Source organism: Pseudomonas lurida (genome assembly GCF_013522705.1).
Taxonomy (GTDB): domain Bacteria; phylum Pseudomonadota; class Gammaproteobacteria; order Pseudomonadales; family Pseudomonadaceae; genus Aquipseudomonas; species Aquipseudomonas quebecensis.
On the sequence record NZ_JAAMRE010000018.1, the window covers coordinates 85623 to 107441 of the forward strand.

The 21819-nt window shown below is 61.3% G+C and carries 21 protein-coding genes and 2 pseudogenes; 7 read left to right on the forward strand and 16 right to left on the reverse strand.

The window, feature by feature from the left end; genetic code table 11:
• Positions 1 to 3: 3 nt before the first annotated feature.
• A complete protein-coding gene (locus G7025_RS16105; protein WP_181080140.1) occupies positions 4 to 1620 on the reverse strand; it encodes an inorganic phosphate transporter in 1617 nt (538 codons plus the stop codon).
• 131 nt (positions 1621 to 1751) lie between these two features.
• Positions 1752 to 2774, reverse strand: a complete 1023-nt coding sequence (locus tag G7025_RS16110; protein ID WP_181080141.1) for a transporter — start codon at positions 2772 to 2774, stop codon at positions 1752 to 1754.
• Between the two features lie 843 nt (positions 2775 to 3617).
• Here G7025_RS16110 and G7025_RS27120 point away from each other — a divergent pair.
• Both G7025_RS27120 and G7025_RS27125 read left to right on the forward strand, forming a co-directional pair.
• A pseudogene (locus tag G7025_RS27120) lies at positions 3618 to 3728 on the forward strand (hypothetical protein); the annotation flags it as partial.
• 228 nt (positions 3729 to 3956) lie between these two features.
• On the forward strand, positions 3957 to 4661 hold the full coding sequence (locus G7025_RS27125; RefSeq protein WP_375139337.1) for a methyl-accepting chemotaxis protein: 705 nt from the start codon (positions 3957 to 3959) through the stop codon (positions 4659 to 4661).
• Positions 4662 to 4706: 45 nt separating this feature from the next.
• Here G7025_RS27125 and G7025_RS16120 read toward each other — a convergent pair whose 3' ends face one another.
• Both G7025_RS16120 and G7025_RS16125 read right to left on the reverse strand, forming a co-directional pair.
• A complete protein-coding gene (locus tag G7025_RS16120; protein ID WP_181080143.1) occupies positions 4707 to 5012 on the reverse strand; it encodes a PepSY domain-containing protein in 306 nt (101 codons plus the stop codon).
• Positions 5013 to 5091: 79 nt separating this feature from the next.
• On the reverse strand, positions 5092 to 6219 hold the full coding sequence (locus G7025_RS16125) for a glycerophosphodiester phosphodiesterase (RefSeq protein WP_181080144.1): 1128 nt from the start codon (positions 6217 to 6219) through the stop codon (positions 5092 to 5094).
• 231 nt (positions 6220 to 6450) lie between these two features.
• On the opposite strand from G7025_RS16125, the gene G7025_RS16130 reads away from it, so the two are divergent.
• Positions 6451 to 6789 carry a DUF2025 family protein gene (locus tag G7025_RS16130; protein WP_181080145.1) on the forward strand — a complete coding sequence of 113 codons (339 nt, stop codon included), beginning with the start codon at positions 6451 to 6453 and terminating at the stop codon, positions 6787 to 6789.
• On the opposite strand, the gene G7025_RS16135 is transcribed toward G7025_RS16130, so the two are convergent.
• Positions 6786 to 7100 carry an antibiotic biosynthesis monooxygenase family protein gene (locus G7025_RS16135; protein WP_181080146.1) on the reverse strand — a complete coding sequence of 105 codons (315 nt, stop codon included), beginning with the start codon at positions 7098 to 7100 and terminating at the stop codon, positions 6786 to 6788. The genes G7025_RS16130 and G7025_RS16135 overlap by 4 nt on opposite strands.
• A pseudogene (locus tag G7025_RS16140) lies at positions 7097 to 7803 on the reverse strand (CTP synthase C-terminal region-related (seleno)protein). Before G7025_RS16140 ends, G7025_RS16135 begins: the two are co-directional and overlap by 4 nt.
• Positions 7804 to 7883: 80 nt before the next feature.
• Between G7025_RS16140 and G7025_RS16145 the strand changes: the two are divergent.
• Positions 7884 to 8768, forward strand: coding sequence for a LysR family transcriptional regulator (locus G7025_RS16145; RefSeq protein WP_181080147.1), 885 nt, complete (start codon positions 7884 to 7886; stop codon positions 8766 to 8768).
• Here the strand turns inward: G7025_RS16145 and G7025_RS16150 are convergent.
• The 4 genes from G7025_RS16150 to G7025_RS16165 all read right to left on the reverse strand — a co-directional run bounded on the left by G7025_RS16150 (position 8765) and on the right by G7025_RS16165 (position 12826).
• The gene (locus G7025_RS16150) at positions 8765 to 9283 is read right to left on the reverse strand and encodes a DUF1003 domain-containing protein (protein WP_181080148.1); all 519 of its coding nucleotides are present in this window, start codon (positions 9281 to 9283) and stop codon (positions 8765 to 8767) included. The two genes, G7025_RS16145 and G7025_RS16150, sit on opposite strands and share 4 nt — an antisense overlap.
• A gap of 85 nt (positions 9284 to 9368) precedes the next feature.
• Entirely contained in the window at positions 9369 to 10688 is a 1320-nt protein-coding gene (locus tag G7025_RS16155) for a methyl-accepting chemotaxis protein (RefSeq protein ID WP_181080149.1), read from the reverse strand.
• Positions 10689 to 10951: 263 nt separating this feature from the next.
• Positions 10952 to 12010 (reverse strand): diguanylate cyclase, encoded by a 1059-nt coding sequence (locus tag G7025_RS16160; protein WP_181080150.1) that lies wholly within the window; start codon positions 12008 to 12010, stop codon positions 10952 to 10954.
• A 189-nt stretch (positions 12011 to 12199) separates the two neighbouring features.
• Complete coding sequence (locus tag G7025_RS16165) at positions 12200 to 12826, reverse strand: TetR/AcrR family transcriptional regulator (RefSeq protein WP_181080151.1); 627 nt, start codon at positions 12824 to 12826, stop codon at positions 12200 to 12202.
• Positions 12827 to 12950: 124 nt separating this feature from the next.
• Between G7025_RS16165 and G7025_RS16170 the strand changes: the two genes are divergently transcribed.
• The 3 genes from G7025_RS16170 (at position 12951) to G7025_RS16180 (ending at position 16472) form a co-directional block, all read left to right on the forward strand.
• On the forward strand, positions 12951 to 14000 hold the full coding sequence (locus tag G7025_RS16170; protein WP_181080152.1) for an MBL fold metallo-hydrolase: 1050 nt from the start codon (positions 12951 to 12953) through the stop codon (positions 13998 to 14000).
• A gap of 131 nt (positions 14001 to 14131) precedes the next feature.
• The gene (locus G7025_RS16175) at positions 14132 to 14848 is read left to right on the forward strand and encodes an amidase (RefSeq protein ID WP_258197697.1); all 717 of its coding nucleotides are present in this window, start codon (positions 14132 to 14134) and stop codon (positions 14846 to 14848) included.
• Positions 14849 to 14966: 118 nt separating this feature from the next.
• Positions 14967 to 16472 (forward strand): amidase family protein, encoded by a 1506-nt coding sequence (locus G7025_RS16180; RefSeq protein WP_181080154.1) that lies wholly within the window; start codon positions 14967 to 14969, stop codon positions 16470 to 16472.
• A gap of 30 nt (positions 16473 to 16502) precedes the next feature.
• Here the strand turns inward: G7025_RS16180 and G7025_RS16185 are convergent, their stop codons facing one another.
• The 6 genes from G7025_RS16185 to G7025_RS16210 all read right to left on the reverse strand — a co-directional run bounded on the left by G7025_RS16185 (position 16503) and on the right by G7025_RS16210 (position 21812).
• Positions 16503 to 16883, reverse strand: a complete 381-nt coding sequence (locus G7025_RS16185; RefSeq protein WP_181080155.1) for a helix-turn-helix domain-containing protein — start codon at positions 16881 to 16883, stop codon at positions 16503 to 16505.
• Between the two features lie 147 nt (positions 16884 to 17030).
• Complete coding sequence (locus tag G7025_RS16190) at positions 17031 to 17984, reverse strand: hypothetical protein (protein ID WP_181080156.1); 954 nt, start codon at positions 17982 to 17984, stop codon at positions 17031 to 17033.
• 54 nt (positions 17985 to 18038) lie between these two features.
• Complete coding sequence (locus tag G7025_RS16195; protein WP_181080157.1) at positions 18039 to 19208, reverse strand: MFS transporter; 1170 nt, start codon at positions 19206 to 19208, stop codon at positions 18039 to 18041.
• Between the two features lie 89 nt (positions 19209 to 19297).
• Complete coding sequence (locus G7025_RS16200; RefSeq protein ID WP_181080158.1) at positions 19298 to 20119, reverse strand: ABC transporter substrate-binding protein; 822 nt, start codon at positions 20117 to 20119, stop codon at positions 19298 to 19300.
• Between the two features lie 25 nt (positions 20120 to 20144).
• Positions 20145 to 20909, reverse strand: coding sequence for an amino acid ABC transporter ATP-binding protein (locus G7025_RS16205; RefSeq protein ID WP_181080159.1), 765 nt, complete (start codon positions 20907 to 20909; stop codon positions 20145 to 20147).
• A gap of 24 nt (positions 20910 to 20933) precedes the next feature.
• The gene (locus G7025_RS16210) at positions 20934 to 21812 is read right to left on the reverse strand and encodes an amino acid ABC transporter permease (RefSeq protein ID WP_181080160.1); all 879 of its coding nucleotides are present in this window, start codon (positions 21810 to 21812) and stop codon (positions 20934 to 20936) included.
• Between the last annotated feature and the right edge of the window lie 7 nt (positions 21813 to 21819).

A 21819-nucleotide genomic window follows, 5' to 3' on the forward strand; every position in this document is an offset into this window, starting at 1 on the left:
GCGTCAGAACAGATTGCTGAACAGCCAGTACAGGCTGCCCGACAGAAGAATCGCCGCCGGCAATGTCAGCACCCAGGCCATCAGCAAATTGCGGATGGTCTTCATCTGCAAGCCACCGCCGTTGGCCACCATGGTGCCCGCCACGCCGGATGACAACACATGGGTAGTCGAGACCGGCAACCCATACATATCCGCCGCGCCGATGGTCAGCATCGCCACGGTTTCCGCCGCGGCGCCCTGGGCGTAGGTCATGTGGGTCTTGCCGATTTTCTCGCCTACCGTCACCACAATGCGCTTCCAGCCGACCATGGTGCCGAGGCCCAGGGCAATGGCCACGGCGATTTTCACCCACAGCGGGATAAAGCGCGTGGCATCGTCGATCTGCTGTTTGAACAGTTGCAGTTTGCCTTGGGTGTCGGCGTCGAAGTTGCCGACCTTGCCCTTGTCCATCAGGCGAATGGTTTCGCTGGTCAGGTACATATCATTGCGCACGTTGCCGACCGCTTCGGCGGGAACCCTGGCCAGGGAGCCGTAGCCTTTGACTTCATCGCCAATGTGGCCGGCGAGGGCGGCAAGGGCCGGCACCAGTTCCGGAGTGGCTTCCTTGGTGCGCACATACACCGACAGAATCGCGCGCGGGTCGCCTGGCGCGGCCTGCGGCGCGCTTTTGACCAGCGCGGCCTGGGTCACTTCGGCCACCGCCGCAAATTGCAACGATTGTTCGGCGGGCATGGTGCGGTTCAGGGCATAAGCCATCGGCAGGGTGCCGACCAGAATCAGCATGATCAGGCCCATGCCTTTCTGGCCGTCGTTGGAGCCGTGGGCGAACGACACGCCGGTGCAGGTAGCGATCAGCATGCCGCGAATCCACCACGGCGGCGGGGTGTCGCCCTTGGGGGCTTTATACAGCGCGCGGTTTTTCACGAAGGCGCGCAGGGCCAGCAACAGCAAAGCGGCAAACACAAAGCCGATCAGGGGCGACAACAGCAACGTATAACCGATCTTGGTCGCCTGGCTCCAATCCACCCCGCTGGTGCCGTCGCGCCCATGCATCAAGGCGTTCGCCACGCCCACGCCGATAATCGAACCGATCAGGGTGTGGGATGACGACGCAGGCAACCCCAGCCACCAGGTGCCGAGGTTCCACAGAATCGCGGCGATCAGCAGCGCGAAAATCATGGCAAAGCCGGCCTTGGAGCCGACCTGCAGAATCAACTCCACCGGCAACAGGGCGATGATGCCGAACGCCACCGCGCCGCTGGAAAGCAGCACGCCGAGAAAATTGAAAAAGCCCGACCATACCACCGCGAAGTGCGGCGGCAGCGAATTGGTGTAAATCACCGTGGCCACAGCGTTGGCGGTGTCATGGAACCCGTTGACGAACTCGAAGCCCAGGGCGATCAACAGTGCCACACCCAGCAACAGGAATGGCGTCCAGGTGGTGACCTGTGCGCCCATCTCGTGCATGTCGTGCATCAGGCTGTAGGCGGTGAATAACAGGCCCATGGCAAGCACGGCGAAGAAAATGATCACCGTGACCAGGCCGGGTTTCTTGTCGAGCCGGGGTTTGGGGCCTGCCAGGGGGGCGGACGTGGAAGCAGTCAGGGAAGGGGTGGCCATGCCGGAGCATCCAGAGTGAGGAGGATGTCGCCCATGATCATTGCAGAATGTTACAGAGATGCTGCGGCACGTCAGTGTTTAGGTGATTGAAGGCGCCGTCGGTCCGCTCGTGCAGCCAGGGCAGGGCGCAATCAGTAGTCCTTGCGCTTGCGGAATGCCCAGCGTCCGGCAATCAAGGTAAACGTCGCCACCAGCGCCACCAGAATCCAGAACCCCTCCGGATCCTGGGAAAGCGGCACGCCGCCGACGTTCATGCCGAAGAAACCGGCGATGATGTTGATCGGCAGCGCCAGCACCGTCACTACGGTGAGGGTGAACAACGTGCGGTTGCTCTGCTCGTTGAGGTTGGCGGCGATCTCTTCCTGCAACAGCTTGATGCGTTCGCCCAGGGCCGTCAGGTCGTTGATGATCAGCGCGAATTCCTCGGTGGACTTGCGCAGCTCTTTGACGTCTTCCTTCTGCAACCACTGCGGCGGACGGTTGAGCAGCCGCAGCAGCGAGCCCGGTTCCAGCGCCAGCAAGCGTTGCAGGCGCACCAGCACCCGGCGCATGGCGCCCAGTTCGGCGCGGTTGGTGGACACGCGCGAGGAAAGCAACTGGTCTTCGATATGGTCCACGCTGATGCTGGTCTTGCGCACGATCTGCGTCAGCACCTCGCCCTGATCGCGCAGCAAATGCACGAGCAATTCCAGCGGCGAACGAAAGCGCTCACCGCCTTTGACCGACGAACGCAATTTATCCACCGAGTGCAGCGGTTGCAGGCGCGCACTGATCAACAGCCGGCTACGCGCACACACCCACAGCGTGGAAATATCCGAGGAGACCATGCTGCTGAAGTTGAATACCACATCGTTGACCACCGCCAGCAAGGCCGCGTCGACGTGTTCGATGCGCGTGGAGCGCGAGCCTTCATGCAGCGCTTCGAAGAACTCTTCGGGCAACTGCAGGTGAGCCTTCATCCAACGCTCGCAGGCCGCGTGGGCCAGGTTCAGGTGCAGCCATAGGAATTCTTCCGAGTCGGCCGGTTGCTGCAGTGCTTGCAAGGCCGTGGCTGAGTCGATCTGCTCGCCTTTTTCACCTGGGCGAAAACGAAAACCGTAGAGCAAGCCAAACAGGTCAGAGTCCTGGTGGCTGTGGTCGATGCTGTGGTTCATGGAGGCTCGCAGAGAAAGCGCCTGTAGGACTTTTCACAGGTTCGCGTGGGCGAATCATTGCAGGGAGATTTGACAGTTTTGTGACGGCCCGGAAGGGCTCGATACGGCGTCGACACTTTTTTTACCACCGGTCAGCTACGCTCAAGAAGCGTCTGGAACGGTCGATCCAACGTGTAAGCACCACTGTCGAAAGGGTTGGCGGGATGACAGGGATGTGGCTGTGCGTGCGCCTTTCTTCCTGTATCGAGGCTTTCCCCGATGAACGTTTTACGAGCTTCACTGAGAGCGCAGATTCTGTCGCTGCTCGGCGGTAGTCTGTTGGCGATGCTGTTGATCGCCCTGGCTTGTTTCAACTTCTTGTCCAATGGTGTGCAGAGCTATCGCAGCTTGATCGATGGCCCGTTGCACACCTCCCAACTGATCGATGAAGCCAACCTGCAATTCAAAGTGCAGGTGCAGGAATGGAAAAACGTTCTGCTGCGCGGCAAACAGCCTCAGGACCTGGAAAAATACTGGGGCCAGTTCGAGGCGCGACAACACGACGTGCAAGGCATTCTGGCGCGGCTGGTCACCCAGACCGACAGCGATCCGGCGTTGAGCCGACGCATTGAAACCCTGCGCCAGGAACATCAGCAACTCGGCGTGGCCTACCAGAAAGGCCGCGACGCCTACGTGGCTTCCGGTGGCGACCCGGTGGCCGGCGACACGGCTGTCAAAGGCGTGGACCGCGCCGCCAGTGAGCAGATGAGCGCCTTGGTCAACGACCTGCGAGAGCAAGGCAACCAGAAATCCCTGGCCATCAGTGCCTATGCCGAGCGCACCGTAGTGGTGGGCCTGGGCATCATGCTGCTGTCCGGTGTGCTGATCGGTTTGTTCAGTTTGTGGTTGATCAACCGTAACCTGATCCAGCCGATACGTGGCCTGATCGACTACGTGACGCAATTGAGCCGTGGGCGTTTTGCCGAGCGAGTCGCCAGCCGGCGCCAGGATGAACTGGGTCATCTGGCCGCCGCCGCCAATACGTTGCGCGACTTCCTGGCTGAGACGTTCAGCCGCTTGCAACGCAGTGCCACCGACTTGGTCAATGCCAGTGGCGAGCTGAATTCGATTGCCGGTCAGATGGCCTCGGGCACCCACGATCAATTTACCCGCACCGATCAGGTGGCCACGGCCATGACTGAAATGTCGGCCACCGCCCAGGAAGTTGCACGTCACGCCGCCGACGCATCCCGCGCCGCCGATGAGGCCGACCGCTCTGCGCGTGAAGGCGGCGACGTGATGCAAGTCACCATTGCCACGATCGGCCAGATGCGCACTGAAATCCTCAACACCGGCACCATCATTCGTCGCTTGGAAAACGACAGCGTGCGCATCGGCAAAGTACTGGAAGTGATTCGTGGGATTGCCGAGCAGACCAACCTGCTGGCGCTCAACGCCGCCATCGAGGCGGCACGTGCAGGGGAGGCGGGCCGCGGTTTTGCGGTGGTCGCCGACGAAGTACGCAGCCTGGCGCAACGCACCGCGGCGTCGATCATCGAGATCAACGGGATCATCCAGGCGGTACAAACCGGCGCGGTGGATGCGGCCGAGGCGATTGTGAGCGGGCAGTCATGCAGCGACGACAGTGTGGAAAAAGTCACTCAGGCCGGTGCCATGCTCGCGCACATCACGCGGGCGGTGGAGGCGATTCGTGACATGAACCGTCAGATCGCCACCGCAGCCGAAGAGCAGACCTCGGTGGCCGAGGACATCTCGCGCAATATCACGCAGATCACAACGGTCGCTACCGCCAACCTGGACAACGTGCGACGCACCGAAGCCGCGAGCCAGAACCTGCGAGGGCTGTCCGGGGAGCTCAATGAAGTGACGGCGCGACTGGGCGGTTGATCGCGCATAAAAAAGCGCCACCCTCGCGGGTGGCGCAATCGTTGATCAGGAGTCCTGCTTGTCTTCGAGTACGGCGCCGGTCTTGGCGTCGAGGGCCACATCCCATTTTTTGCCGGCGGTGTCGGTCATTTCGACCTCGTAGGCCAGTACGCCGTTTTTGTGGTCCAGCTCGGTGTCGGTGATGCTGGCGCCGGCATGCTTGGCCACGGCGGCGGCGTTGAGTTTTTCGAATGGCATTACCGCGCCGGACTTGAGCAGGCCTTCAATGTGGTCCGGGCGAACATCCGCCTGGGCCAGGCCGGCAGTCAGGGTCAGAGCGGTGGCGGCGAACAGGGCAGTCAAAGTTTTCATGGGGTGTGTCCTTCTCGGTTGAGCTGTTTAAGTGGCGCCAGATTAACCGGCGCAACTTAACTCACCCTTAAAGGCGGGCTCAGAACTTATTGTCCCTGAGCAAGTCCTGCACACTCGACGACGGCCAGCGTTTGTAGAACTTCAGCAGTTCGGCGGCGCGGTTGGTGAAGATGCCGTCGACGCCGGCCTTCATCACTTTCTCGAAGTCCACCGGCTCATCCACGGTGTACACGTGCACCAGCAGGCCCTTGTCGTGGGTCAGCTTGTTCATCTCAGGTTTCACCAGGTCCGAATAGCTCTGGTCGCCGAGGTTGGTCAACTGGGCCGACGGGCCGGTGCCGATGGCGCCAAGGCGCTTGGCCTCGTCCACCCACTTTTCGAATTCGGCGGCGTCCTTGGGTTCTTGCTTGGCGTAGTACGCGGCCTTGGTCGGCTCGCCGGATTCGGCGAAGGTCTGCTTGGATTTAGGCTCGATGCTGCCTTCGCCCACCCACAGCAGCAGAATCTTCGGCGTGTTCGGCATTTCCTTCTGCAGCTCTTTGAGGCTCGCGGTTTCGAAGGTTTGCAGCACCACGCGGCCCTTGCCCTGGCCAACCCCGGTGTTGCTCTTGCCCAGCTTGGAGCCGGCGGAACTCAACCAGCCTTTATCCAGCAGTTTGTTTTTCAGGTCGGCTTCGATGCCGGGGAATTGCTTGGGTTCTTTGGTTTCGATGTACAGGCCGGGTTTGTGCTGCGGGTTGCCTTCGGCAATCTTGATGATGTCGTCCAGGCTGAGGATTTTCAGGCCGACGAAACCGGGGCGCGCGCGGTCCGGGTAGGCGGCGTTGAACCAGCTGCCGGCGTCGAGGGTTTGCAGTTCCTTCCAAGTGAATTCGTTGGCCGGCGCGTCCTTGCGCTCGGGAAACTTGGTGGCCACATCGGTGGTGCGTTGCAGATTGTTGTCGTGCAGGGCGAACAGCACGCCGTCCTTGCTGCGCTGCAGGTCCAGTTCCAAGTAGTCGGCGCCCAGGTCACGCGCAACCTTGTAAGCGGCGGCGGTGGACTCGGGGGCATCGTAGGAGGCGCCACGGTGAGCGATCACAGCGGGGTAGGGAATGCCTTCGTTGGTTGCCAATTCAGCCGGGCTGATCGGTTCGGCGGCCTGTGCATGGCCCAGGCCGAGCATCAGGGCGAGCAGCAAGGCGCTCTTAGTGAACGTGGCAGGCATAGGCGAAGTCCTTTCTTGGAGGTAGCTTTGAGAAGGGCTCCTTTTTAACAATTGATTGCGAAAGGCGCTATCACCAAACCGACATTAACGTGTGCACCCATCGATTTTCTGCCTTTTTCAGCAGGCATTGCAGTACTCTTGCCCGCAGCTGCCCCGTCAGAGGACAGCAATTTCTGCCACGCGTGTAAACCATCTTTCCAGTCCCTGTGGGACTTTTCAGTGAGGTTTAGCATGCGCATCACTTCCGAGCTTATCTGCCAGGCCGCCGACCAACTCAACGGTTTCGTCGGCCTCAACCGCAAGACCGGTCAATACATCGTGCGTTTCAGCGAAGACTCGTTCGGCATGGACGTGGCCGATGACGGCATCATTCCCTGCGCCGAATTTGTCTGGCTGCCGGCCCCGGGGCAAACTATGACCCTGTCCCGCGAGCGCATCCAGTTGCTGCTTGATCAGAATATCGACGATCGCATCCACATCACCGAACCGCTGCGGGTGTACATGCGCCGGGTGGAAATCCCGCAGATCAGTGCCTTGCGCAGTCTGGTGCAGGCACACGCTCGCGCCTAAAAGGCATAGTCGCGCTCCACCTTGCACACTCGTGTGTGAAACGCCGAATACCAGGTGGAGCGCCCTCGCTCACGCACCTCCCGGTGTTCGGCGTGGTGTTTCCAGGCCAGGATCGCCGCTTCGCTGGCCCAATACGATACGGTGATCCCCAGGCCGTGCTCCCGCGCCGACTCTACCCCGAGAAACCCCGGTTGTTCGCGCGCCAGTTCGAGCATGCGCGCGGCGGCCCGGCCGTAGCCTTGATCGTCTGCGGTGCGCAGCGAGGTGAAAATCACCGCGTAGTAAGGCGTCGCCGGGGTGCTGGCGATCATGCCGACACCGCCTGGCAGGCCTTGAGCAGCGCCAGTACCAACGGCGCGGGGGTGCCTTTGAGCGCGGCGCGTTCCGGTTGGAAAAGGGTGGCGACGAAGAACGGGTGGTCGAGCAACTCCACCGCGCGCAGATCCCGGTCGAATCATGCCCGGAGGCGATCAGTGCCCCTGCGAGCAATGCATCGGCGAAGGTCGGGTTTACCCCGTAGCGGCAGCGATAGCCTTCTTCGATCTGCAACTGGCCGTAGGCTTCGGCGATCCGCGTGTAGGGCGCTAAACCCACGGTATCGGTGGCTTCCACCAGCGAGCACGTTAACGGCGCGATCACTGCGCGGGCGGCATTGGGCGCCAGCTCGCCGTGCTCGGCATCGGCCCAGCCCAGCACGTTGCGGGCATACTCAAGCACCGCATGTTGAAAACCGCCGCAGGTGCCGAGGAAAGGGCGCCGTTGTTCGCGGGCAAACCGAATGGCGCACAACGCGCCTGCGGTGTCGCGGTAGGGGCTGGCGGGCACGCACCAGAAACCATCGAGGCCGTGCAGTTCGGTGGCGGGCGTCACGGTGTCGGTGGCCAGCCATTGCGCGTGAACCTGCACGCCAAGGGTGTCCGCGGCCTGTTGCAACGCGATGGGAATCGCCTGGTGCGCAAGCACATCGGGGTTGTAGTCGCCGATCAGGGCAAGGTGCAGGTGAGGGGGTTTCATTGGGTGCATCCCATGGCTTGTGGTGTCCTGGCGTGCACTATAGATTGGCGCTCACGCAATCAATATTGGCGTTTACGCATATGCTCAATGCAGCCACGCACTATCAGCTCGACTATGCCGACCTCTCTCTGATCCTCGCCTTGGTGCGCGGCGGCACCCTGGCGCGGGCGGCGGCATTGCTGCGGGTGGATGTTTCCACGGTATTTCGCGCGGTGCGTCGGCTGGAGGCGGCATTGGGCCAGACCCTGTTTGAAAAGAGCCGCGCCGGCTACCTGCCCAGCGGCCTGGCCGCTACCCTGGCGCAACAGGCCGAACGCGCGGAGCAGGCGCTGGAAGCGGCGCGGATTGGCGTGGAGCAAGGTGGCGAAGTGATCAGCGGCACGGTGCGCCTGACGTGTACCGACTTGGTATTACAGGGCCTGCTGCTGCCGGCGCTGGCGCAGTTCATGCCGGACTATCCGGCGCTGGCCCTGGAACTGAGCACTTCCAATGACTTCGCCAACCTCAGTCGACGCGATGCCGATGTTGCCCTGCGGTTAACGCGCACGCCGCCGGAGCATCTCGTCGGACGTTGCCTGGGCAGCGTGTCGTATCAAGTCTGCGCCAGTAGCGATTATGCCTCCCGTCACGCAGGACGAGCGTTGGCGGAACTGGCCTGGATCGCGCCGGATGATTTTCTGCCCGATCACCCCACCGTCGTCTGGCGTCGCGAGCACTTGCCGGGTGTGCGTCCCGGTTATCGCTGCAACAGCATGCTGTCGGTCACCGAACTGGTGCGGGCGGGGCTGGGCGTCGCGGCGCTGCCGAGTTTTCTGCTCGATCACACCCTGCAAGCCCTGGGCCCGCCACTGGCGGCGCATGACACGGCACTATGGTTGCTCACGCGCCCCGATTGCAGGGCCTTGCGCTCGGTGGTGACGCTGTTCGATGAACTGGGTCGACATGTGCGCTTGCCGCAGGGTTAAGTCTTGCGCACAAAGTGTTGATGCATTTCGCACGTCAGGCTGTCGATGTGCTCCGACAGCTGCTTGGTGATTTCCGTCAGCCGGGTGTTCTGTTCCAACAATTCCAGCAACTGCCTGTTGGTCTGCGCGGCTTGGGCCTGGCGCTCGCTGTTGGCGACGGCCAAGGCTTCGCGGTGTTGGGCATCGGCGTCGGACTGCGCTTTGTCGCGCGCAGCCTGACGGGTCTGGGCCAGCAATATCAGTGGAGCGGCATAGGCTGATTGCAGGCTGAAAGCCAGGTTGAGCAGGATGAAAGGGTACACGTCGAAATGCGTGACACCGCTGACGTTGAGCGCCACCCAGAGGATCACGATCAGGGTTTGCGCGCCAAGAAAGGCGGGCGTGCCGAAGAAGCGCGCGAACGCTTCGGCCTTCAGCGCAAACGTGTCGTTACCGAAGGTGGGGGCCAGGTGGGCATGGCGCCGGTGGAAACGCAGGTGGTCGACGGCGGCGGTTTCGGGTTTGTCTGGGGTCATGGCGGGCTCGGGTCATCAACGTTAAGACAGTGACTCACTATAGGCCTGGCCGGCTGTCTGATGCATGAATAACCCGAGCCTGCGCTCAGCGTGCGCCCCGCTCGTTGGCGAACGCGCTCACCGCCTGCACCGCCTCGCCGGTGCCTTCGCGGATCTGCACAATCACCGCGCCGGCGCGGTTGGCCAGTTCCACGCCCAGGGCGGCGCGGTCGCGCGTGCCGTCCATGCTGGTGATGGCCTGGCGAGTTTCGGCCTGGATGAGTGCGATCATGCTGGAAATTTCCGACGTCGAGCCGCTGGTGCGCGCGGCCAATTGCCGAACTTCATCGGCCACCACGGCGAATCCGCGTCCTTGCTCACCGGCGCGCGCGGCCTCGATGGCAGCGTTAAGCGCCAGCAGGTTGGTCTGATCGGCGATCGCGCGGATGGTGTTGACGATGGTGGTGATCTGCTCCGAACGCTCGCCCAGTTTGGCAATCAAGTGCGATGAACTGTCGATGTCGGCGGCAATGTCGCGCATGCCGCTGGCACTTTGCTGAATCACCTCGGCGCCTTTCTCGGCGATGTCCCGGGTGGTCATGGAGATGTGATAGGCCTGCGCGGCGCTGGCGGCGTCGGCCGCGTGCTGCTGTACCCTGGCGGTCACGTCGGAGGCGAACTTGACGATTTTGCACAGGCGCCCGCCGGCGTCGTACACCGGGTTGTAGCTGGCTTCCAGCCACACCGGGTTGCCGTGTTTGTCCACCCGTTCAAATTGACCGTTGAACAATTCGCCTTGGTTAAGGCGTTTCCAGAACTCGCTGTAGGCCTGGCTGCCGGCCGTGGCTGGGGTGCAGAACAGGCGGTGATGCTGGCCCTGGACCTGCGCCAGGCTGTAACCCATGCGTTGCAGGAAGTTGGCGTTGGCGGTGATCACGGTGCCGTCCAGGTTGAACTCGATCACCGCCATGGCCCGGCCGATGGCTTCCAGTTTGCCGTGGGTTTCGCTTTCGCTTTGCAGGCGCGCGGTGACATCCATGGCGTACTTCACCACTTTGATTACACGCCCGCTGTCATCGCATATCGGGTTGTAACTGGCTTGCAGCCACACCGAATGGCCGTCGCCGGCCACCCGTTCGAACGTGCCCGACTGGAAGCGTCCGCTGCGCAGGTCCGTCCAGAACTGCGCGTAATCGGCGCTGCGCGCGAACGCGGGCGTGCAAAACATCCGGTGGGACTGGCCGATCACTTGGTCGGCGCGGTAGCGCAATGTCTTGAGAAAGTTGTCATTGGCCCGCAGCACCTGACCTTGGGGGTCGAACTCAATCACTGCCATCGAACGCTCGATGGCGTTCAGCAGGTGGGTTTGCTGGGCAAGGGTGTGCTGCAGGGCGTCGATGGTTTTCTTATGGGCGTTGAATAGCATGGTCGTGTGCTCAGGCAAGCAAGCGTCTGGGGGGTTCCATGGATATGCGCCTGCCGCCGTAGGGCCTGTGCCGTACGGTTGACGTGCTCATTGCCAGCCTCCGTGTGCTGGCAGGGTGGGTGTAACAAAGGGTTCAGAGTGATCAGCCTGCCCGGAAGTTCGCCCGTGGGCGGGACCATTTTTGGGTTGACGACCAGTAGAGGCATTATGCTATCGACGGGGCGGTGCACGGAGATTTCAGACGAGATGTCATTGCGCCACTTTCAGGCGGTACACGCGAGCCGGTGGTCACTGACGCCGACCCGGTTGCGCCCGGTGTGTTTGGCGGCGTACAACGCGCGGTCCGCCGCATTCAGCCAGGCAGCCGCATCGGCGAACTCGGGCTGGAAGTCCGCCACGCCGATGCTCAGGCTCACCCGTAGCTCGGGAATATGCGCGTTACGATAATCGCTGAACGTTTCGCGCAAGTGTTCCATCAGGTGCACGGCTTTATTCAGCGACATCTGCGGTAAAATCACACAAAACTCATCGCCGCCGTAACGGCCGGCCAGGTCGTTGTCGCGCAGGTTGCGCCGCAGTTCCAGGCTCAGTTGACGCAGCACAGCGTCGCCCACGATGTGGCCATGGGTGTCATTGATCTGTTTGAAATGATCGATATCGATCAGCGCGATGGTGGCGTGGCTTTGCTGCTGCTGGCATTTATGGAACTTGAGGTTCAGCAGGTCTTTCCACGAACCGTGGTTGAGCAGCCCGGTGAGGCTGTCGATACGGCTCAGCGCACTGAGGGTACGCTTGTGTTCCGAGAGTTTGATCGCCAGTTGATAGCAGACCATGCCGATGGCCATGGGGTAGAGCGTCAACATCGGCAGGCTGGCGTAGACCTCCACCAGCCTGACATCGGGGTTAAACCGCAGCCCGAAAATCAATCCGGCCACCCCTGCACCGAGCAGTTGGGCAAGCAACCCGCGCAGCAGCAAGTGCGTGCCACCTGCGGCCACGCTGTTCATGGCGATCATCGATAGCAACGTTACGCTGATCAACGGCGTGAACTGTAGCGTCGTGGCCCAGAACCCGCCCAGCACCGCGTCGTACATCAGGTTGCGTCGTTCGGCGTTGTAGGGGAATTTGGCGCGGGTCGCCAGTTGAAACGCTAAATGTGGCCAGGCAAATCCACTGGCCAGCAATAGCGCCCACACCCATCCGGGCATGCCCAGCGGGTAGAGCGCGGCGGTCACGCTGATGCAGCACATGGCCGCGCCGATGATCCTTGGCTTGTAGAGACGCCTGGCAAATGACAGCCCTTTGCCTTGTCGGTTTTCCATAAATACCTGGGTGAGTTCTTTTTTTGCGGAGGTGACGGCACTTGATCGGGCATGACCGTTGATCGGGGAAACCCTGTGAATATTGTCAGGGATTCCCGTAGGAATAATCAGTGTCCTTCCAGGCCATTTGCGCAAAAAAGACGGCGAATGCGTCAAAAGCGACCAGGAATGTCGCTCCGGCAACAGGCATTACTGCAGGCGGGGCGGGTTGATTTCATAGCCGGCGAGGAACAGGTCAATGGCCGACTCGATAACGCTGGCCTGGGTGGCCGTGTCGAGGGTGGGTTGGCCCAGCGTAATCTGCGGCCAGAACGCAAACGCCTTGAGCAGGCTCTGGATCTGGTGGGCCGCGAAAGCCGGGTCGGTGCAGGACAGACGCCCGTCCTGCTGCGCCGCGCGCACCCATTGCGTGAAGCCTTCTTCGCGTTGGCTCAGGCGCGTGACCATATCTTGAGCCCGTTCCGGTGAATGAATGGTGGCGGCGATGGCGACGCGGGCCAGGTCGAGGAAGTTGGCGTCCGACATCATCTTCATCTTGGCTTCCAGCAAACCGCGCAGTTGTTCGCGCAGCGGGCGGTCGCTGGCGTAGACCACGTCGAGCTGCGCCACGGTGCTGGCCCAGAGTTGATGGAGTATCTCGGCGAACAACTCTTCCTTGCTGGGAAAGTGGTTGTACACCGTGCGTTTGGACACCCCGGCCGTGGCGGCGATCTTATCCATGCTGGTAACTTCGAAGCCGTTAGCCCGAAATTCGCTGATGGCCGCGCTCACGATGGCTTCGCGTTTGCGGTCGGTAAGGCGTTTAGGGGCAGTCATGGATAACGTTCGGCTCTTCGAGGGGAAATTACACTCGGTAGTTTACTTGTTCTCGCTTTTGTTGCAATCTTGAAACTACACTGTGCAGTGTAATTTATGAGCGGACCGCAGGAGTCACTCTGTCATGCCCACGATTTCATCCCGTGTCGACCCTTCCACCCCGCGCGCCAAGCAGGGCAAACGACATTTCAATAATGAGGCGCCGGTGCAGCACGCCGGGTTTGGCAAAACGTTGCGCATTTTCTGGAACATGCTGTTCAACAAACCCCGCACCACGCGCCCCGTAGGAGCCATTCCGGTCGAGCCTTTAACGCGCCAGCAGTTACTGGACGCACCCGACCACAGTGTGTTTCGCCTCGGCCATTCCACCGTCCTGCTCAAGCTGCGAGGCAAGTTCTGGGTGACCGACCCGGTCTTCGCAGAGCGCGCCTCGCCATTCGGTTGGGCCGGTCCCAAGCGTTTCCACCAGCCGCCGATCAGCCTTGAAGACCTGCCCGACCTGGAGGCGGTGATTCTTTCCCACAACCACTACGACCACCTGGACCGCAATGCGGTGGTCCGGTTGGCCGCCAAGACCCGCTGTTTTCTGGCGCCGCTGGGCGTGGGCGACCTGCTGATCAAATGGGGCGTGGATGCCGACAAGGTGCGTCAATTGGAGTGGTGGGAGGGGACCGAGGTGGGCGGCATTCGTTTTGTCGCGACGCCCGCCCAGCATTTTTCCGGGCGAGGCCTGTTCGACGCCAACCAGACGCTGTGGTGTTCCTGGGTGATGATCGACGGCGCGCGACGGATTTTTTTCAGCGGCGATACCGGGTACTTCGACGGCTTCAAACGCATTGGCGATCACTACGGTCCGTTTGACCTGACCCTCATGGAAACCGGCGCCTACAACGTTGACTGGCCGCATGTGCACATGCAGCCGGAGCAGACCCTGCAGGCGCATATCGATCTCAAAGGGCGTTGGCTGTTGCCGATCCACAACGGTACTTTCGACCTGGCGTTTCATGCCTGGCACGAACCGTTTGACCGCATCATGGCGCTGGCGTGGGAACGCAACGTGGCGATTACCACGCCGCCAATGGGCCGGGCGTTCAGCTTGAACCAGCCGGAACGCGGGCATGCATGGTGGCTGGACGTGGAGCCCCAGGGCCTTGAGGAACGGCTGGTGAGCTGATGCGCCAGGTGCCTGGAAAAGGAGTTTTCAAAGTGTTTCACCCCTGCGACACGTAAGCGTGAGAGGTGCGATGATCCCGGCAAATTCACAGTCCGGGGCAGGTTTTGATGGAAGAAGATTGTAGGAAAATTTTGCGACCTTGCGCGCCTGGCGCCCTGGAACCTTACCCGACGGCCTGCCCGGCCAGCCTGTCGTCGGCGCCCGTGGGCAATCGCCCTGAGCAGCAGGCCACTCAAGGCAGCATCGCCTTCGCGACCGCGCCCCAGCCAGGCATTCCTGCCCCCAGGCAAGATGTGCCGGGACCGATGATGAAGACCGTGCGAGACCCGGCGTTATCGCTTATTGCGTTGAGTGGCATCGAGCCTTCGGGGCCGGTGATGGTGGAAGTACCGCTGGTGCAAAACGACAGTACGTTTGCACCCTGCCAGGCATTGGCGCGCAGGCGCATAGGCGTTGCCGACCGCTATACCCATGGCGATGCGCACGAACCGATCGAACATCGAGCGACGTTCACCCATGCGCTGGACAGGCTGAGCCGCGCCGGTGCGCAACTTGTGCCTGTGCCTGCCCGGCAGGCCGATGCCAGTCTGCGATTCGATCTGCATACCCACAATGAAATCGATGCGTTGGTGAGTGAATACCGACTCGATGCCCTGGTGTCGGACAGCCGCGGCAGTGCGTTCCATGACGCGTGCTGGGGCGGTTACGCCAGGCTGGGCGAGCCGCTTGAGGATGGCGCGACGCTGTGGTTCTACGTGGCGCGGTGGTCCAGGGATTCGCTGCCCGCGCTGGTACAGGCTTATCGCAGTGCTGGTCAGGGCCAGCCGCACGCCTACTCGCCGCGTTGAACAATCGCACGCAGTGAAGTGCTCGCATCACGCAGCCTGGGAAGAGGGGAGTTTTTAGACTGGCGCACGGATCAACGGTGATCCTTCGTCGTTTCTTACCCTTCCTGGGAGGTGGTTTATGTTTGGCATGGGTTACGGTGTGAGTGCGGTGGTTAAACACGCTGTGCAACTGATGGGATTGAACGCGCCTGCGCCGGTATCAAGGCCCGTTCCGCCGGGAACCGAATACGCGAGTGTTCGTGAACTTGGAGAGCAGATGGCCCGGCCGGGCGGGCTGACGTCGGTCGAGCTGGTCAGTTACCTGCAGCAGCGAATTCGAACACTCGACCCCGCCTTGAGCGCCGTCATCGAACTCAACCCGCAAGCATTGGACATCGCCCGCGAGCTTGATTGCGAGCGCGCCAACGGCAGAGTGCGCGGGCCACTGCATGGCATCCCCGTGTTGCTCAAAGACAACATCGAGACCGCGGACACCCAGCAAACCAGCGCCGGCGCCTTTGCCCTGGTGGGCGCCCCGGCCGCCCAAGATGCATTTATCGTCGAACGCCTGCGCCAGCAGGGCGCGGTGATCCTGGGGAAAACCAACCTGACTGAGCTGGCAGGCTTTCGCGGTGGCCCCGACGGCATGAGCCGCCGGGGCGGCCAAACGCGCAACCCTCACGATGCCGACGCGCCCGTAGGCGGCTCGAGTTCAGGCTCGGCGGTGGCGGTCGCGGCCGGCCTGGCACCATTGGCGGTCGGCACCGAAACCAATGGTTCGATCGTCGTACCGGCCGCGTTCAACGGTGTGGTGGGGCTCAAGCCCAGCGTGGGCGTATTGAGCCGCAGCGGCATCATCCCGGCCAGCCTCCGACAGGACACGCCAGGGCCCATGGCCCGCACGGTATTTGACAGCGCACTATTGCTCAACGCCTTGTCGGGCAGTGACCCCCACGACGCAGCGACTACTCAGGCACCCACAGGGATCGACTACACCGCATTGCTCACGCCCGGCGCGTTGCAGGGTAAACGTATCGGGTATCCCGCAACGTTTTCCGCCGACGGCGAAAGCCTGCCGGTGGACAACAGCCCGCAGTTTGCGCAAACGCTTGAAGTGCTCCGCACCCAGGGGGCACAGCTTGTGCCGGTTAACATTCGCCTGGCGGATGCCTCGCGTTATGACGAGTTACTGCTTGCCGATGTAAAGGACGAACTCAATGGCTATCTGGCCAAGCGCGACGGGTTGCCGGTGAAGTCTGTGTCTGAGTTGATCCGTTTCAACGAGCAGCGCGACGGCACCGACACGGACCACCAGCCAGTACTCAAGGACATCGAAGCCTCCACCCTGAGCGCCGAAGAACGCGCGCCGTTATGGGATGCGCTCATCCAGGCCTTTCGCGATACGGTGGACGAGCTGATCGATCAGCAATCCCTGGACGCCCTGGTCTCGGATTTCGAAACCAACAGTTACTTCGCAGTCGCCGCGTCCGGCTACCCTGGCATCAGCGTACCGTCGGGCAAGGATGCAAATGGTGCACCCACCAGTGCCTACTTCTTCGGTGCACGCTGGTCGGAGCCGACGCTGCTGGCCGTGGCGCATGGGTATGAGCAGGCGGCAAAAGTGCCTGCCAGGCCTGGGTTGTGACTACGCACTGTTCCAACCCCTGGCCTGCTGTCAGGCCCCATTGGGTTGCGGCGCCGACCCGTCGAGGGCCGCCGTTGTCGAGCCCATCAGGCGCGAAATGACGCTTTGCGCCGCGGGCTCGGTGGGTGAGGTGCCAAACCGGCGCGTACGCATTCCCCACCCCGGCGCAAACCCCGGAAAAAACACCAGCCCTTCAGCCTCCAGCCGAAACGCCAGGGCCAGGCGGGTGTCATCGTCCACCTCTCCCAGGCTTTCGAATTGTTGAAGCGCACTCACCGGCACCCCGGCCTGGCGGGCCAGCTCTTCGCGGCTCCAGCCGAGCATGGCGCGCGCCTGCACGCTGTGTTTAGCGGTGAATTGGTGAAGCACGATCTGCTGGTCTACAGAAGAGCTCATTGCCAGAGAGGACATGGGATTTCTCCAGGGTTCGACGAGTGAGGGGTTACTATACTGTGTTTTTGTACAGTTGTTTTGACCGCTCATCCCCTCGAAGTTTTCCCCGTGCCGCGTCGATGCCGATAACCGGGTGCACGACACAGATCGCTCGCCAGCAGTGGTTTACAGCTCTTCGGCCCCCGGCACCTCGCGAACGATCAAGTGGTCCAGGTTCTCGATATTCGCGCTGAACACCCCGAACGTCTGTTCGGGGTTTTTCTTGCTGGGCACCTGCTTGAGTTCCGGCGTCACTCCATAGAAAAAACAATACAACGCCCGCTCGCTGGCGACCGCCGCCTTGATCTGCTCCAGAAATGCCTTGCGCTTGCGGTAGTTGTCGATGAGCTTTTTGCTCAGGTAGACATTCACCGAATAGGGCTTCTTGTCGAGCCACACCTTCTTTTCGAAATCGATGCGAAAGCTGTTGGTGTAGTCCTTGATCTCTTTGATTTTGCCCCAGTAGATCAGGCCCTTGTTGTCCTGCAGGTATTCGATCTTTTTGAAAAAGGTCCAGTAGGTCGCGGTGTGCTCGCCGATCTTCAACGGCATGCTCTTCAGCTTGTCCTTGTCGTCGATATTCGACACGTAGCACTCCACCGGGTGGGCGAATACGCTGGTTTTATCCGGCGTAGCGTCGCTGCCGCTGACGGACGTACCGATGCGTGTCGGGGGTGTTTTCGTCGGATCTTGTGGGGGCTGTCCCTGAGTATTCACGGTCGAGGCTTTACGCGGGTAAGTGCGCCGCGTCAGTACGAATTCCGATGGGAAATTATCCTCGCGGTCGTCCTCGTTTTCGCCGTCCGTACCTTTGTGCGTACTCGCGTAGCGGCAGCCGTCGATGTGCTGGGTGCCGGTCTTGTTCTTGAAATGCGGCGTGCGCTGGTAGTTGACGTTTTTCGCATTGAAGGTGCTCAGTGTGTTGCTCGCCTTGAAGGCGGCACGGCACGCGTCGTTGGGGCAGAGGAAGCTGTCGGTGTCGGAGTCGAAATCGGCGGTTTCGTCGAAATTCAGCTCTCGTACATCATAGATCGACAGCTTCTCGTCGAGACTCAGGCAGTAGGCCGTGTCGAATTTCATGGGGCTCGGGTCCGTGAGAAAGTTCGCTATTAATAGCCGGATCCCGAGTAAATATCAGCAAGAACCTGCAACGCGCCGCCCACTCAGGAAGCACAAGGTACCCCCCAGTGCGGTCAGCGCACCCAGCGCATAGAACATGCTGGTCGGTGCCGCATTGATCAACAGATAGCCACAGATCACCGGGCTCATCGCTCCGCCGAAGGCCGCCAGGTTCTGCGCTCCGTAGTAACTGCCGCGCAAGGCGTCGGGGGCGATGGTGTCGATAAACAGGAACTCGGACGGGTAGATGATCATCTCGCCCAGGGTGAACACGAACATCGCCACGCACCAGCCCAGCAGGCCGTCGGCCAGGCTGAAGCCGATCAGCCCGGCGATGAACAGCGCGGTGCCCAGCATGATCCAGTAACGCAATTGTTCGCGCTTGAGAAAGCGGCCGATCTGGTACTGCATCAGGATTACCGTGATGGCGTTGCACGCCAGCACGGCGGACAGAATCTTCAGCGCCTGCTCGGGCTTGTAGGCCACCAGCAGAAACTGCGACAGATAAAGCGTGTAGCGCCCGTGGACAATGGTGCTCAACAGGCTGCCGCTGGTGAACAGGATCAGCGTGCGGTCATTGCGCAAGGTACGCAGGGTGCTGAAAAAACTCAGCGGCCTGACGCTGTCGTCGCGCTGGGTGGGTGCAATGCCGATCATCAGGAACACACTGCCCAAAGCAATTGCACTGGCAATCAGGAACGGCGCCAGTTGCATATGCCCGGCAATCACCACGCCCACCATCGGGCCGGTGGCGTAGCCGACGTTGGTCAGGGTGTAGCGCAGGGAAAACACCTTGGCGCGCTCGCCCACCGGCAGGTTCTCGCTGATGATCGCCTTGGAACCGATCAAAAACAGCGCCGACGCAGCTTCGGTGATCACCAGGGTCAAGGTGGTGAGGTAGAGGTTGCTGGCAAAGGTCAGCAATAGAAACCCGATGGAGCTGGAGAGCATCGCCAGGATCAACAGCTTGCGCTTTTCCAGACGGTCGATGATGTAGCCGCCGTAGAGGCCCAGCAGGGTGGCGATAAACACCGCAACCCCCATCAGCAGGCCGATGTCCTGCTGATTCAAGCCCAGGCGCGTGCTCAACAGCAGCGCCAGCAACGGGCTGGTCATGGCGCGGCTGACCACAATGGTCACCGAGCAGATCATCAGGCGGCGGATTACCAGGGAGTAGGTGGCCACGGTGGGGGCGAGCGTCCTAGTGAGTACTTGATGACAACACAGGGCAAATGTAGGAGGAGGCAAGCCCCTCCTACATTTTTTAGACCGAGTTATTGGCCGGCATTAATGGTGATCTTCTCGACCGCCCCTTGCTCCAGGTCCCACTTTTTCAGGATCTTGCCGTAGGTGCCATCATCGATCATGCCCTGCAACGTCTCACTGATCGCCGTCACCAGCTCAGTGTTGCTCTTCTCGATGCCCAGCCCGGTGAACTGCTTGGAAATCGCCTGACCCACCGGCTTGTACTTACCCTTGTCCAACGACATCAGATAAGGAAGGGTCTCGCTGCCCTGCATCGCCGCATCCAGGCGGTTCTGCTGCAACTGCGCCCGCGCGTCCGCCGAGCCTTCGGTGCCGATCACCACAATGGCCGGCTTACCCGCCGCTTCGCAGTGTTCCTTGCTCCACGCGGTAATTTCCGACGGCCAGGTGGTACGGCGGCTGGTGCCGACCTTTTTACCGCACAGGTCAGTCAATTCCTTGATCTCTTCACGCTTGGCCAGGGTGTACAGCTGTGGGCCGCTGGTGAAGTAATCGATGAACGTCACCGATTTCTGACGCTCGGCGGTGTCGCTCATACCCGACAGCACGATATCCACGCGTTTGGTGGTCAGGCCGCTGAGCATTTGCTCGAAGCCGGTTTCCTGCCACTTGATCTTCACGCCCAGGCGCTCGGCCAGGGCGTTGCCCAGGTCGAAGTCAAAACCGGTGAGCTGGTTGGTGGCCGGGTCCTTGAAGTCCATCGGCGGGTAGTTCGGCACGATGGCCGCGCTGATTTCGCCTTTATCCTTGATGGCCGCCGGCAACGCCGCGAACACTGCGGAGGAGGCCATCAGGCCGGCGAGCAGGGTGGGGAGGAACATGTTTTTCATGGGGGCGTTCTCGTTAGTTTTTTAGTTAAGTGCGAACGGCAGAAATAAAGCTTTGGGTACGCGGGTTTTGTGGGCTTATTAGAATGTCTTCGGGGCTGCCGGCTTCCACAATCTGGCCGGCGTCCATAAACACCATGCGGTTGGACACTTCACGGGCAAAGCCCAACTCATGGGTGACCACGATCATGGTCATGCCGGTGGTGGCCAAATCGCGCATCACCGACAGCACTTCGCCGACCAGCTCCGGGTCGAGGGCTGACGTAGGTTCGTCAAACAGCATCAGCTTGGGGCGCATTGCCAACGCGCGGGCAATCGCCACACGCTGTTGCTGGCCGCCGGACAATTCCACCGGATAGGCATTGCGCTTGTCCGCCAGGCCGACGCGGGCCAGCAATTCCAAGGCATCCTCGGTGGCTTCCTTGGGCGAGCGCTTGAGCACCTGGCACGGGCCTTCGATGATGTTCTGCAACACCGTCATGTGCGGGAACAGGTTGAAGCGCTGGAACACCATGCCAGTGGCCAGGCGCTGGCGGGCGATCTGCACTTCGTTCATCTCATGCAGCTTGTTGCCGACGACCCGATAACCCACCAGTTCGCCGTCGACCCACAGGCCGCCCTTGTCGATTTTTTCCAGCTGGTTGACGCAGCGCAGCAGCGTGCTTTTACCCGAGCCGGACGGGCCGATGATGCACATGACTTCGCCTTGCTCGACCTCGATATTGATGTCGCGCAGCGCGTGAAATTGGTCGTAGTACTTGTTCAGGTTGACGGCCTTGACGATGCTTCTCATGGGGCAAATCTCCTCAACCCAGGCTTACGAGCGCTTGCCGGCGCCGCGGGCAAAACGACGCTCCAGGCGGCTTTGGCCAAATGAAAGAACGGTCACCACCGCCAGGTACCAGATACCGGCCACCATCAGCAGCTCCATCACCCGGGCGTTGGCGTAGTAGATGTTCTGCGCGTTGTGCAGCAGCTCCGAGTACTGAATCACGCTGGCCAAGCTGGTCATTTTCACCATGCTGATGAACTCGTTGCCTACTGGCGGAATGATCACGCGCATGGCCTGCGGCAGAATGATCCTACGCAGCGCCTGCAGGCTCGGCATGCCGATGGACTTGGCGGCTTCGTACTGGCCGGTGTCCACCGACAGCAAGCCGGCGCGCACCACCTCGGCGGTGTAGGCGCCCTGGTTGATGCTCAGGCCGAGCAGGGCGGCCACGAAGGGTGTCATCAGGTCGACGGTGTCGATGCTGAACAGGCCGGGAATCGCGATCACCGGGAAGATCAACGCCAGGTTGAACCACAGCAGCAACTGCAGAATCAGCGGCGTGCCGCGAAACAGCCAGGTGTAGGTGATGGCCACGTAACGCAGGATCGGGTTGGCCGACATGCGCATGATCGCCGTGATCACCCCGATCACCACGCCCAGCGCCATCGCCAGGATCGACATGATGATGGTATTGGCCAAGCCCCACAGGATCGCTTCAGACGTCAGAAACTGGCCGATGTAGGACCATTCGATCTGGCCGTTGGCGAACGCGCGCAACAACGCGGCCATTACGATCACGATCAACGTGGCAAAAAACATGCGCCCGTAATAACGCCGCGGCACGTGCTCGTACTGCGTGATATCGAACTGGTTTTCGGACAGCTTGCGCTCTATTTCCAAGCGCTCGGCCGGGGTTTGGTTCATGGTGATT

Coding starts and splice junctions, on each gene's coding strand:
- G7025_RS16105 (WP_181080140.1), bottom strand. CDS start 1,620: ATGGCCACCCCTTCCCTGACTGCTTCCACGTCCGCCCCCCTGGCAGGC.
- G7025_RS16110 (WP_181080141.1), bottom strand. CDS start 2,774: ATGAACCACAGCATCGACCACAGCCACCAGGACTCTGACCTGTTTGGC.
- G7025_RS27125 (WP_375139337.1), top strand. CDS start 3,957: ATGTCGGCCACCGCCCAGGAAGTTGCACGTCACGCCGCCGACGCATCC.
- G7025_RS16120 (WP_181080143.1), bottom strand. CDS start 5,012: ATGAAAACTTTGACTGCCCTGTTCGCCGCCACCGCTCTGACCCTGACT.
- G7025_RS16125 (WP_181080144.1), bottom strand. CDS start 6,219: ATGCCTGCCACGTTCACTAAGAGCGCCTTGCTGCTCGCCCTGATGCTC.
- G7025_RS16130 (WP_181080145.1), top strand. CDS start 6,451: ATGCGCATCACTTCCGAGCTTATCTGCCAGGCCGCCGACCAACTCAAC.
- G7025_RS16135 (WP_181080146.1), bottom strand. CDS start 7,100: ATGATCGCCAGCACCCCGGCGACGCCTTACTACGCGGTGATTTTCACC.
- G7025_RS16145 (WP_181080147.1), top strand. CDS start 7,884: ATGCTCAATGCAGCCACGCACTATCAGCTCGACTATGCCGACCTCTCT.
- G7025_RS16150 (WP_181080148.1), bottom strand. CDS start 9,283: ATGACCCCAGACAAACCCGAAACCGCCGCCGTCGACCACCTGCGTTTC.
- G7025_RS16155 (WP_181080149.1), bottom strand. CDS start 10,688: ATGCTATTCAACGCCCATAAGAAAACCATCGACGCCCTGCAGCACACC.
- G7025_RS16160 (WP_181080150.1), bottom strand. CDS start 12,010: ATGGAAAACCGACAAGGCAAAGGGCTGTCATTTGCCAGGCGTCTCTAC.
- G7025_RS16165 (WP_181080151.1), bottom strand. CDS start 12,826: ATGACTGCCCCTAAACGCCTTACCGACCGCAAACGCGAAGCCATCGTG.
- G7025_RS16170 (WP_181080152.1), top strand. CDS start 12,951: ATGCCCACGATTTCATCCCGTGTCGACCCTTCCACCCCGCGCGCCAAG.
- G7025_RS16180 (WP_181080154.1), top strand. CDS start 14,967: ATGTTTGGCATGGGTTACGGTGTGAGTGCGGTGGTTAAACACGCTGTG.
- G7025_RS16185 (WP_181080155.1), bottom strand. CDS start 16,883: ATGTCCTCTCTGGCAATGAGCTCTTCTGTAGACCAGCAGATCGTGCTT.
- G7025_RS16190 (WP_181080156.1), bottom strand. CDS start 17,984: ATGAAATTCGACACGGCCTACTGCCTGAGTCTCGACGAGAAGCTGTCG.
- G7025_RS16200 (WP_181080158.1), bottom strand. CDS start 20,119: ATGAAAAACATGTTCCTCCCCACCCTGCTCGCCGGCCTGATGGCCTCC.
- G7025_RS16205 (WP_181080159.1), bottom strand. CDS start 20,909: ATGAGAAGCATCGTCAAGGCCGTCAACCTGAACAAGTACTACGACCAA.
- G7025_RS16210 (WP_181080160.1), bottom strand. CDS start 21,812: ATGAACCAAACCCCGGCCGAGCGCTTGGAAATAGAGCGCAAGCTGTCC.